General features: G+C 69.8%; 11 protein-coding genes and 1 pseudogene. 5 read left to right on the top strand and 7 right to left on the bottom strand.

What is annotated here, in order from left to right:
* Positions 1 to 566, top strand: a pseudogene (locus tag BN976_RS05285) (hypothetical protein); the annotation flags it as partial.
* Between the two features lie 8 nt (positions 567 to 574).
* Here BN976_RS05285 and BN976_RS05290 read toward each other — a convergent pair.
* Positions 575 to 1,729: an AI-2E family transporter gene (locus tag BN976_RS05290; protein ID WP_011777519.1), complete on the bottom strand. Its 1,155-nt coding sequence runs from the start codon at positions 1,727 to 1,729 to the stop codon at positions 575 to 577.
* A gap of 77 nt (positions 1,730 to 1,806) precedes the next feature.
* On the opposite strand from BN976_RS05290, the gene BN976_RS05295 reads away from it, so the two are divergent.
* Positions 1,807 to 2,985 (top strand): lysylphosphatidylglycerol synthase transmembrane domain-containing protein, encoded by a 1,179-nt coding sequence (locus BN976_RS05295; RefSeq protein WP_036368528.1) that lies wholly within the window; start codon positions 1,807 to 1,809, stop codon positions 2,983 to 2,985.
* A 10-nt stretch (positions 2,986 to 2,995) separates the two neighbouring features.
* Positions 2,996 to 3,403, top strand: coding sequence for a DUF3054 domain-containing protein (locus BN976_RS05300; RefSeq protein ID WP_051558293.1), 408 nt, complete (start codon positions 2,996 to 2,998; stop codon positions 3,401 to 3,403).
* Here the strand turns inward: BN976_RS05300 and BN976_RS05305 are convergent.
* From BN976_RS05305 to BN976_RS05320, 4 genes are all read right to left on the bottom strand, one after another.
* Positions 3,392 to 4,735 carry a sensor histidine kinase gene (locus tag BN976_RS05305; protein ID WP_036369275.1) on the bottom strand — a complete coding sequence of 448 codons (1,344 nt, stop codon included), beginning with the start codon at positions 4,733 to 4,735 and terminating at the stop codon, positions 3,392 to 3,394. The two genes, BN976_RS05300 and BN976_RS05305, sit on opposite strands and share 12 nt — an antisense overlap.
* A 19-nt stretch (positions 4,736 to 4,754) precedes the next feature.
* Entirely contained in the window at positions 4,755 to 5,423 is a 669-nt protein-coding gene (locus BN976_RS05310) for a response regulator transcription factor (RefSeq protein WP_199558906.1), read from the bottom strand.
* Positions 5,424 to 5,506: 83 nt separating this feature from the next.
* On the bottom strand, positions 5,507 to 5,899 hold the full coding sequence (locus BN976_RS05315) for a heme-binding protein (protein WP_036368534.1): 393 nt from the start codon (positions 5,897 to 5,899) through the stop codon (positions 5,507 to 5,509).
* Between the two features lie 135 nt (positions 5,900 to 6,034).
* Complete coding sequence (locus BN976_RS05320; protein WP_036368536.1) at positions 6,035 to 6,457, bottom strand: hemophore; 423 nt, start codon at positions 6,455 to 6,457, stop codon at positions 6,035 to 6,037.
* 282 nt (positions 6,458 to 6,739) lie between these two features.
* Between BN976_RS05320 and BN976_RS05325 the strand changes: the two genes are divergently transcribed.
* Positions 6,740 to 9,646, top strand: a complete 2,907-nt coding sequence (locus BN976_RS05325; RefSeq protein ID WP_036368539.1) for an MMPL family transporter — start codon at positions 6,740 to 6,742, stop codon at positions 9,644 to 9,646.
* On the top strand, positions 9,646 to 10,140 hold the full coding sequence (locus BN976_RS05330; protein ID WP_036368542.1) for a hypothetical protein: 495 nt from the start codon (positions 9,646 to 9,648) through the stop codon (positions 10,138 to 10,140). Before BN976_RS05325 ends, BN976_RS05330 begins: the two co-directional genes overlap by 1 nt.
* Before the next feature lie 30 nt (positions 10,141 to 10,170).
* Here the strand turns inward: BN976_RS05330 and BN976_RS05335 are convergent, their stop codons facing one another.
* Positions 10,171 to 10,860 (bottom strand): hypothetical protein, encoded by a 690-nt coding sequence (locus BN976_RS05335; protein WP_036368547.1) that lies wholly within the window; start codon positions 10,858 to 10,860, stop codon positions 10,171 to 10,173.
* Positions 10,857 to 11,453 (bottom strand): hypothetical protein, encoded by a 597-nt coding sequence (locus BN976_RS05340; RefSeq protein ID WP_036368550.1) that lies wholly within the window; start codon positions 11,451 to 11,453, stop codon positions 10,857 to 10,859. The genes BN976_RS05335 and BN976_RS05340 overlap by 4 nt, the downstream gene beginning before the upstream one ends.
* Between the last annotated feature and the right edge of the window lie 13 nt (positions 11,454 to 11,466).

Below are 11,466 nucleotides of genomic sequence, written 5' to 3' on the forward strand. Positions count from 1 at the left end.
CACGCCTCCCCAGTGCCCCGCCCCGGCCGCCCGCGGCGCCGGAAGAGGAGCCGCAGACCACCCGGTTGTCGATCGCCAAGAACGCGGTGCGCAACGCGGTCAGCACCGCCGCCGCCGCGGCGCAGCGCGCCACCGAGAGGCCCGCCTCCGGGCCGCCGGCCCCGCCGGCCCCGTCCGCCCCGCCTGCCCGCGAGGACCGCGAGATCGAGTCCTGGCTCGGTGACCTACGTGGTTCGCGCGCGTCGGGCACAGCTGCGGCCAATCCGCCGCAGCCGTTGCGGCCGTCCGCCGAGCCGACCCGGGCGATGCCCGACACCGGTGCGGCCGGGAACGAGCCGACCACGGCGATCCCGGCGCAGCGTGAATCCGAGCGGCACAGGGAATCCGCACGACACGACGATTCCGACGATTCGGCGGCGAGCACCCGCGCCATCCCGACGGCCCGGCAGTCCGACGCCGACGCCGCCACGGAGAAGCTCAACACCCGCCCCGACGACGAGGCGACCCGCCGCGGGGGCAAGGGGCTCAGCGCGCAGGACCTGCTGCGCCGTGAGGGCCGGCTGTAGCTGCCGGGCTATTCCTGCGGCGTTTCCACGTCGTCGGGTTCGGCGCGCACCACGGGCCCGTCCTCGGCCTCCATCGCGGCCTCCTCGGCGGCGGGATCCTCGGCGAGCAGGACACGCATCGCGCTGTTGACGAACGCCAGCGCCGGGACGGCCAGCAGAGCGCCCACGATGCCGGCCAACACACCGCCGCCGGCGATCGCCAGCACGATCGCCAGCGGATGGATGGCCACTGCGCGGCCCATCACCAGTGGCTGCAGCACGTGGCCCTCCAGTTGCTGCACCGCGATGATCAGACCGAGCGTGATGAGCGCGTAGATCCAGCCCTTGGCGATGAGCGCGACGATGACCGCCAGGAAGCCGGTCACGACCGCGCCGACCAGCGGGATGAACGCGCCGAGGAACACCAGCGACGCCAGCGGCAGCGCCAGCGGCACGCCCATGATGGCCAGTCCGACGCCGATGCCGGTGGCGTCGACGAGAGCGACGAGGAACGTGGCGCGGATGTAGCCGATCAACGACCGGAAACCCGCGCGGCCGGCGTCGCGGACCCGGTCCCGCACGTGCACCGGGAACATCTTGGTGACGAACGCGAAGATGTTGCGGCCGCCGTGCAGCAGGAAGATCAGCGTGAACAACACCAAAAGGGCGCCGGTGACGATCTCGGTGACGGTGCCAGCCGTGGACAGCGCTCCGCTGGTCAGCTTCTCCTGGTTGCTGCGCAGCGCCTCGATGGCCGCGTCGCGGAGCTGGTTGATCTGCTGGGGACTGACGTCCAGCGGGCCGTCGGTGAGCCACGTGCCGACCCCTTCGATGCTCGTCGTCACCTGCCCCACCAACGCGGGCGCACCCTCGACGAACTGCGTGATCACGAACGCGAGCAAGCCCCCGAAAAGCGCGAACCCGGACAGCAGCACCAACGCCACGGCCCCGCCCCTCGGTGCGCCGCGGCGGTCCAGGAAGTCCACCACCGGCAGCAACAGCGCGGCCAGGATCGTTGCCAGCGCGACGGGTACGACAATGATCTCGAGCCGAAGGATGAGCCACAGAAGCGTGACGATCGCCCCCAGGATCAGCAGCAGGCGCCACGACCAGGCCGCCGCCTTCCGGACCAGAGGGCTCACCGAGTCGTCGGCGAAAGTGTCGAAGCACGGGCCAGCTGACATCCCGGTAGCGTAACGGCCTGCTCTGTTCGTGCCCGGGATCTGCGGTTTCCGCCCTTTCGCGGCTTACCCTGTATCGCGTGTCCCACGACGCGCCCGCGAGCGACGCGCCGGCCGGCCCCGCCGGCCCCGACCGGAGCCGCGGCAAGTACTGGTGGCTGCGCTGGGCGCTCATCGCGCTCGCCGTCATCGTGCTGACCGTCGAGCTGGCGCTGGTGCGCGACCAGCTGGCCAAGGCGTGGAAGAGCCTGGTGTCGGCCGACTGGTTGTGGGTGCTCGCGGCCGCCGCCGCGGCGATGGCGTCGATGCACAGCTTCGCCCAGATCCAACGCACGCTGTTGCGGTCGGCCGGGGTGCGGGTGCATCAGTGGCGCTCGGAGGCGGCGTTCTACGCGGGCAACGCGTTGTCCACCACGCTGCCCGGTGGTCCGGTGTTGTCGGCGACGTTCATCTTCCGGCAGCAGCGGCTCTGGGGCGCGTCGCCGCTGGTGGCGTCGTGGCAGCTGGTGATGTCGGGGGCATTGCAGGTCATCGGCCTCGCACTGCTCGGCCTCGGCGGGGCGTTCCTGCTCGGCGCCAGGGAGAACCCACTGTCGCTGATCTTCTCGCTCGGCGGTTTCGTGGCGTTGATCCTGCTGGCCCAAGCGGTGGCGACCCGCCCGGAACTGCTCGACGGTATCGGTGCCCGGGTGCTGAGATGGATCAACTCGGTGCGCGGCAAGCCCACCCGCGCCGGGCTGGCCAAGTGGCGCGAGATCCTGACCCAGCTGGAGTCGGTGCAGCTCAGCCGCCGCGACCTCGGGGAGGCGTTCAGCTGGTCGCTGTTCAACTGGATCGCCGACGTCGCATGTCTGCTGTTCGCCTGCTTCGCCACCGGCGGGCATCCGTCGCTCGCCGGTGTGACGGTCGCCTACGCCGCCGCCCGCGCGGTCGGGTCGATCCCGCTGATGCCCGGCGGGCTGTTGGTGGTCGAGGCTGTTCTGGTGCCCGGCCTGGTGTCGAGCGGGATGTCGCTGGCGTCGGCGATCTCGGCGATGCTGATCTACCGGCTGATCAGCTGGATCTTCATCTCCGCGATCGGCTGGGCGGTGTTCCTGCTGATGTTCCGCACGGCACACGACGTCGACCCCGACTCCACCGCAGCGTCGACGGCCGCGGCCGCCGAGGATGTGGCCCCGCCGCTGTTCAGCCCGGACCCGGACGCCTTCCACCCGCCGGACGAGAAATCCGGTGCGCCACCGGAGGAGCCGGATCGCTAGCCTTCTTCAGGTGAGCACGGAGCCGACCATCGACCGCCCCTCCACCGGACTCGCGTTGAAGTCCCTTGCCGCCGACGTCGTGTGCGTCGTCGTGTTCTGCACGATCGGGCGGCGCAGTCACGCCGAGGGCCTGACCGTCAGCGGTATCGCCGAGACCGCCTGGCCCTTCCTCTCCGGCACCGCGGCGGGCTGGCTGCTGGTCCGTGCCTGGCGGCGGCCGACGTCGTTGATCCCGACCGGGCTGGTGGTGTGGGCGGCCTCGGTCGCGGTGGCGATGCTGCTGCGCAGGGCGACCGGGCAGGGCACCGCCGTGAGCTTCATCGTCGTCGCATCGTTGACCACCGCGGTGCTTCTGCTCGGCTGGCGGGCCGTGGTGCAGGTGGCCCGGCGACGGGCAGCCCACCGATCAGGACTCTGAATCCTGTTCCGGTGCAGGCTCATTCGAAATCGTGAAGGTGGCACGCAAGCCGCCCAGCGGACCGTCGGACAGCGTGATCGTGCCGCCGTGCAACGCGGCCTGCTGAGCGACGAGCGCCAACCCCAGCCCTGAACCGCCCGGCGCGGCATTGCTGCCCCGGGAGAAGCGGCCCAGTACCGCCTCGTGTTCGTCTGCGGGCAGGCCTCGGCCGTTGTCGTCGACGACGATGGTCACCGTGCCCGCGTCGCGGCGCGCGGCGAGCACGATGCGGGTGGCCTCACCGTGGGTGACGGCGTTGCGCACCAGGTTGTCCACCGCCAGCCGCAGCCCGCCCGGCCACCCCAGCACGGTGCCGAGATCGTCGGCCGCCTCGATGTCGATCTGTACGTCACGCCTGACCCGCATGTTCTCCCGCGCGACCCGCTCCAGCATGTCGGTCACGTCGATCACCTCGCGGTCCTCGGCCTGGGCCAGCTGGCCCGAGGCGAGCTGGCCCAGCGCGGTGATGATGCCCTCGACCCGGCGCTGCGCGCGGGACAGGTCGGCGACCACTTCCTCGCGTTCGTCGTCGGGCAGGTTGTGTATCCGCAGGGTGTCGAGGTCGGCACGCATGGCGGTCAACGGGGTGCGCAGCTCGTGGGCGGCGTTGGCCGCGAAGTCCTGGGCGGCCTGCAGAGAGTTCGTCGTGGCGCGCTGCGCGGCGGCGAGCCGGTCCAGCATCGCGCTCATCGCCTCCGACAGGTCCTCGGCTTCGCGCACCCCGCGCACCGCAGGCATCTGCTCGGCCTCATGGTCCAGCCGCTTGGTGTGTTCGGTGAGCTTGCGCAACGGTCTGATCGCCGGGCCGGCCAGCAACCAGCCCAGCACACCGGCGATGAGCACGGTGACCACGCCGACACCGATGTAGAACGGGATCCTGGCCCGGCTCAACAGGATGCTGTCGGCGCGGATACCGATCGACATCAGCACCCCGCCCTCCTGCTCGACCGGGATGGTCCGCACGCGGTACTCGACGCCGTTGACCATCACCGTGTCGGTGCCGGGGGGCAGCGGCGGCAACTGGAGTCCGCGCTGGAACACCACCTGCCCCGTCGACCGTGACCGGCCGGTCTGCAGCACGCCGCGGCGGGGATCCGAGAGCTGGTCGGGGAACATGCTGGCGTCGACGATCGCGTCGAGGCGCCGATCCAGTTGCGCCTCATCGTTGTTCGCCAACACCAGCGACGTGAGGATGGTGAACGCGGCGACCACCGCCGCCGCGGCGGCCGCCGCCGCGATGGCCACCCTGGTGCGCAGGGAAGCCGATCGCAGGAATCTGGGAAGGCGGGGCAGGGTCAGCACAGTTCCCGGGTCAGAGCTCTTCCCGCAGCACGTAGCCGATACCGCGCACCGTGTGGATGACGCGCGGCAGGCCGTCCCGCTCCAGCTTGCGGCGCAGATAGGAGACGAAGACGTCGGCCACGTTGGTGTCGACGTCGAAGTCGTATCCCCAGACCAGCTCAAGCAGTCGCTGCCTGCTCAGCACCACCCCGGCGTTCTCGGCGAGCGCGGCCAGCAGGTCGAACTCCCGCTTGGTCAGCTCGACCCGCTCACCGGCGACGAAGACGAGCCGGCGCGCGGTGTCGATGGTGAGCGAACCCACCGTCATGGTGTCCGACGTGGGATCGGAATGGTGCGCGCGGCGCAGCAACGCGTGCAGTCGAGCGACCAGCTCCCCGAGATCGAACGGCTTCGTCAGGTAGTCGTCGGCACCCGCCTCGAGCCCGGCGATCCGGTCGTTGACGGTGTCGCGGGCCGACAGCACACAGATCGGGATGTCGTTGCCCAGCGCCCGTAGCGCGGTGACCACCGCCACCCCGTCCAGCTCGGGCATCTGCACGTCGAGCACCAGCGCGTCGTGCGACTCGCTGGACAGCAGCCGCAGCGCCTCCTTACCCGTCGCGGCGACCCTGACGTCGAAGCCCGAATGCCGAAGACCCCGGGCGACCGAGGTCCTGACATCCGGGTCGTCGTCGACCATCAACACCGTGCGACCCGCACCGTCCTGAGCGGACAGCTCCCCCCCGCGAGCGGACGGAGCATCCACCCTGTCTCGCACCGGCGTTACGGGAAGTTCGGACCGTCGGGATCATCGGGGGTGAACCCGCAGCGGTGCTTGATATCCGCCAGCGGTTGACGGATTCCCCGCAGCTCGGCATTCACCTGCGGGTGCATCTCCAGGTAATTGGCGACCTCGGTCCGGATCTGCTCGTGCGGCATGCCGTGCAACCCGGTCAGGAACGTGTTCACGTCGGGGTGGGTGAAGAGGTAGGCCGACGAGGCCGCCGAGACACCGGAGGCGACCCCGGAGAAGTCGGCTGCCGTGCAGTTCGGCGGCGGAGGGGCGGGCTGAGCCGAGGCCGAGGGCAGGGCACCGACCAGCATTCCGCCGGAGACCGCACCCGCGCCGAGCGCACCCACGACCAAACGGCGCACAGCTGTGGCCGAGAACAACATGAAGGCTCCTTCTTCAGAGGTGGACCGACCCAATTTCGGACGCCGGTCGAGACCATCCTAGAAAGCTAAGCAGAACCGCCGCGCACTTTCTTGCCTAGCGGTTAACCGTTCATGAGAAAGTCCGCAGACGCCGGGTCAGCGCGTCTCGGTGACCCCGACGTTCTGCGCCGCCGGCAGCGCCGGAGCCTGCTGGGCGGCCTGCATCAAGCCGAAGACCTGCGGCAGGGTCAGCGGCAGTTTGCATTTGCCCGACAGCGCAACCAGCGGCTGCTGGAGCCGCTGCAGGTCCGCGGCGACCTTGGGGTTGGCGTCGAAGTAGGTCTTCAGCGCCGCCACCGACTGGGGCCCACCCTGCTGCTGCGAGATGGTGGTGATCGCCCGGTTGGCCTCGGGGTTGGCTTCGAGATAGTTGCCGGTGTAGGTGGCGACCTCGGCGACCGTCCTGGCCACCTCGCTGGCCGCGCACGGATCCGGCGCCGCGCCCGCAGGCGCCGCGGTCAACATCACCGCGCCGGCTGCGCCTGCCGCCGCGAGGGCGAACTTCTCCAGCAGATGCATGACGAACTCCTAACAGTTCGCTAACACGTCACGTGCTTCGCAAACTTGCTGCGATCATTGGCAGAGGGTCCCCGACGCCTGTACTTCTGTTACCGCAATTGCCCGCCATCCTGCCATCGCGCCGGCCGAGCACACCAATCCAGCGCCCGAACCTGCAGCTATTAGAGCTGCATGAGGCATTTCTGGCAGCTCTTTCCAGCCCCGCCGACTGGCAGAAACCTGCTGTACGCTTCCGCTACGGATTATCCGGGGAGAAAGTGGGGAGTTCCGATCCAGCAGTTCATGTTGCGCGTGAGCAGCAACCTGCGCAGGTTCCGCTGGGCGGTTTTCGCGGTCTGGCTCCTGCTCCTGGTGCCCTCGATCTATCTGGCCCTGAACCAGTCCAGCCACCTGACCGGCGGCGGCTTCGAGGTCGAAGGTTCACAGTCGCTCTACGTTCAGCGCCAACTCGAGGCGCAGTTCCCCGACCAGGGCGCCTCCCCGCTCGCCCTGGTCGCCGCGCCGCGCTCGGATGCGTCGTACGACGACATGACCGCCGCCGTCACCCACCTCGAGCGTCTGGCCGCCGAGGTGCCCAGCGTCACCGTCGTTCCCACCCCGCAACAGCCCCCGCCGCGGCCCGACCGCCCGTATGTCATCACGCTGCAGCTCGACTTCGAGAACACCGGTGCCGTCGACGTCGCCAAGCAGCTGCGCGAGAAGATCGGTGTCGACGGCGAAGAACCCGGCGAGATGGAGAACGGCAAGGTCCGGCTCTACGTCATCGGGCAGGGCGCCCTCGGTGCGGCCGCCACCCTGGCCACCAAGCACGACATCGCGCAGGCCGAGAAGTGGAACTTCCCGATCGTGCTGGTCATCCTGCTCGCCGTGTTCGGCTCGCTGGCCGCCGCCGCGATGCCGCTGCTGCTGGGGGTCTGCACCGTCGTGGTGACGATGGGGCTGGTCTTCCTGCTGTCGATGTACACGACGATGTCGGTGTTCGTCACCTCGACGGTGTCGATGTTCGGCATCGCGGTGGCGATCGACTATTCGCTGTTCATCCTCATGCGGTTCCGCGAGGAACTGCGCGCAGGCCGCGAACCCGAGGACGCCGCCGACGCCGCGATGGCGACGTCCGGGCTCGCGGTGCTGCTGTCCGGCCTGACGGTGATCGCATCGGTCACCGGCATCTACCTGATCAACACCCCCGTGCTGCAGTCGATGGCCACCGGCGCGATCCTGGCCGTCGCCGTCGCGGTGCTGACGTCGACGACGCTCACGCCCGCGGTGCTGGCCACCTTCGGCCGCAGGGCGGCGAAACGCTCGTCGTATCTGCACTGGGGCCGCGGTGTGGAGGCGACACAGTCGAAATTCTGGAGCCGCTGGACCGGCTGGGTGATGCGCAGGCCCTGGGTGTCCGCGACGGCCGCGGCAGCCGTGCTGCTGGCGTTCGCCGCGCCCGCGTTCTCGATGATGCTCGGCAACAGCATGCAACGGCAGTTCGACCCGACCCACGAGATCCGCGGTGGGGTCAACGCTGCCGCCGAGGCGCTCGGCCCCGGTGCACTCGGCCCGATCCGTGTGCTCGTCACCTTCCCGGAGGACGACGGCGCCGAGGCCGCGGCGCCGCTGCTCGAATCGATGCGCCAGAAGATGGGCCAGGCGCCCAACATCGTTTCGGTGTCGCCTCCGGTCTTCGGTAGCGACGGGCGCAGCGCGCTGCTGTCGGCGGTGCTGTCGGTCGACCCCGAGGACATGGGGGCCCGTGACACCGTCGACTGGATGCGCGAGCAGTTGCCGCCGGTGGCCGGGGCCGCCGCCCGCGTCGACGTGGGTGGCCCGACCGCGCTGATCAAGGACTTCGACGACCGGGTCAGCCAGACCCAGCCGTTGGTGTTCGTGTTCGTCGCGCTGATCGCCTTCGTGATGCTGCTGGTCTCGATCAGGTCGGTGTTCCTGGCGTTCAAGGGCGTGCTGATGACCGTGCTGTCGGTCGCCGCGGCCTACGGTTCGCTGGTCGTGGTGTTCCAGTGGGGCTGGCTCTCCGATCTGGGCTTCAAGCAGATCTCGTCGCTGGACAGCACGATCCCGCCGCTGGTGCTGGCGCTGACGTTCGGGCTGTCGATGGACTACGAGATCTTTCTGCTCACCCGGATCCGGGAACGCTTCCTGCAGACCGGCAACACCCGCGACGCCGTCGCCTACGGGGTGTCGACCAGTGCCCGCACCATCACCAGCGCGGCGCTGATCATGATCGCGGTGTTCATCGGCTTCGCCTTCGCCGGTATGCCGCTGGTCGCCCAGCTCGGTGTCGCGTGTGCGGTGGCCATCGCCGTGGACGCCACGATCGTGCGGCTGGTGCTGGTGCCCGCGCTGATGGCGATGTTCGACGAATGGAACTGGTGGCTGCCCCGCTGGCTGGACCGCATCCTCCCGTCCGTGGACTTCGAGAAGCCGCTGCCCAAGGCCGACATCGGCGACCTCGTCATCATCCCCGACGACATCTCGGCGCTCGCGCCGTCCGGCTCGGATCTGCGGACCGTGGTGAAGTCCGCGGCCAAGCTGAAAACTCTTGCGCCACAAGCGATCACAGTTGCCGATCCGCTCGCGTTCAGTGGCTGCCTACCGTGCGGCAAGATCAGCGGGACCCGTGTCGGCCGCGACGAGCGGATCACCGCGGCCGTCACCAACCGGGCCCACGGTAAAACCGTCGCGGTCAAACTGCCCAAGCACCCGGTGACGATGTGGCGCGGCAGGCTCGACGTGGCTCTCGACGCGCTGGCCGTCGAGCAGAACGCCGGCAACGGTGAGCCCCGGATCGAGCGCATCAGCCCGATGGAGACCACGAACGTGCTGCTGCCCACCGGCGACCGGTTGCAGATCCCGACCGGCGCCGAGACGCTGCGGCTCAAGGGCTTCCTGATCATGTCGCGCAACACCGCACGCGACTACCGCGACTTCACCGAACTGGTCGACTCGATGGACGTCGACACCGCGGCGGACGTGCTCGCCGGCATGGACCGGTATTACGCTGGGCAACCGGCACGCACGCACTGGGTGGCCACCCAGCTGGTGCGGCGTCTGGCCGAGCCCCTGCCCTCGGACGGCCCGGACATCGCGGCGGCCGGCGCCGACGAGGAGACGGAGTGGGCCAGGGTCAGGCAGCGCTGCCTGTCGGTGGCCGTGGCGATGCTGGAGGAGACGAGGTGATGGTGGCGCCTGAGATGTCGGGGAAGGTACGGGGTGAGGACCGCCGTGTCACCCCACCCGCCGACGACCGGCCGGTTGAGTTCTGGCCGACCGCCGCGATCCGCGCGGCGCTGGAGAACGACGACCTGGCGGTGTGGCAGCGCATCGTCGTGGCGATCAAACGCGATCCGTTCGGCAGAACCGCGCGTCAGGTCGAAGAGGTGCTGGAGACCGCGCGGCCGTACGGGGTGTCCCGGGCGATGTCGGAGGTGCTGACCCGCACCCGCGAACACCTCGAGGCCAACGAGTGCGCCGAGGTGGCCCGCCATGTGCACCTGCTTCTGGAACGTTCGGGCCTCGGCGAGCACGAGTTCGCCTCCCGCATCGGCGTTCCCGCCGACGACTTCGCCGCCTACCTGCGGGGCAGCGTCAGCCCGCCCGCCTCACTGATGATCAGGATGGGCCGACTGTCGGACCGGTTCGCCAAGATGCGGGCCCAGCGCTCCCGCGACTGACCCTTCCACCTGCCGTTCCGCGGATCCTCCTCAGCGGGAGTGGATCGGCGCGACGTCCTCGACTATCCAGCGGCCGTCGGTCTTGGACAACGCCACCCGCAGCGCCAGCACAGCGGTGTCGGGCCGCTGCCCGGGTGTGCTCTGGGTGCCCCGCAGGATCACTGCCACACTCGCCGCGTCGGGGCCGATCGCCTCGATCCCCGCAGACACCGTGCTGGCCTGGGCTGAGACGTTCCTCCCGCCCAGATCCTCTGCCACCGCGGCGAATTCGTTCTTGAAACGCTCGGCACTGGCCGCGGACATCATGCCGGCCGCACGGTCGATCGACGCGGTCGGGTTCTGCGGCGTGAACGTCGCCGAGGCCTCCGCGACGCTGCTGGCGATACCTGCCACCTCGGCGCTGTCGTCGCGCAGCGCCCGGTCGGGCAGAGTCCACTGGGTGTAGCCGACCACCGCCGCGGCGACCAGCGCGGCCGTCGTCGCGCCGACCACGGCCAACCGCAGCCCGGGACCGTCGTCGTCGGTGCCCACCGTGACGGCGTCACGCCGGGCCAGCACGAAGTTGGCGACCACCCCTTCGACCACCAGCACGCAGAGCACCGAGCACACCGACACCCACCACAGCGGCCAGCCCAGCGCGACGCCGATGTACAGCAGCGCCGCCACCGCAGCGAGCGGGGCCAGCACGTCGAAGGCCAGGACGCGTAACCGGTTCCTCATCGGATCGGCTCCAGCCGGGAGACGGCGAGTTTGCCGTCGACATCGGTGACGTCGAGCCGCAACGTCCACCGCACGGTCTGGGGCTTGTCGGTGCCCGCGTTCTCGGACAGCGACGTCGCCACCACCATCACGGTGTCGGTGCGCGCGGCGAAACCCTCAATTCCCTCCTCCTGCGGCGGGCTGTCGGGTTCGGCGTGGTGGATCGTCTCGATCGCCACCGAATCGATCTGCCCGGTGGTGCGTGACCGCAGCGTCTGCACCAACTTGCGGTAGGGCTCGACGGCGGTCTCGAAGTCGGCGTTGAGCTGGCCGACGGTGCCCTCGTGCAGCGTGGCCATGTCGGCGTCGACGGTGTCGGAGTTCATGTTGATGAGCACGCCGGTCCAGTCGGCCGCGGCCTGCAGCACCTGGGTGCGGTATCTGAGTTCGTCCGTGTCGTCGCGGTGGCCGCTCCAGACCCCGAGCGCCAGCACCGCCGCGGCGACCGCCACCACGCCGAGCACCGCCGAGGCGATGCCGTACGCGCTGAACACGCCGTCACCGTGGAGTTCAGGACGGGGCTCCGGATCGGAAAGCTGCTCGTCATCGGGCATGCGCGTGAGGGTA

Origin of the sequence: Mycolicibacterium austroafricanum, assembly GCF_000612725.1 — a bacterium.
Taxonomy (GTDB): Bacteria; Actinomycetota; Actinomycetes; order Mycobacteriales; family Mycobacteriaceae; genus Mycobacterium; species Mycobacterium austroafricanum.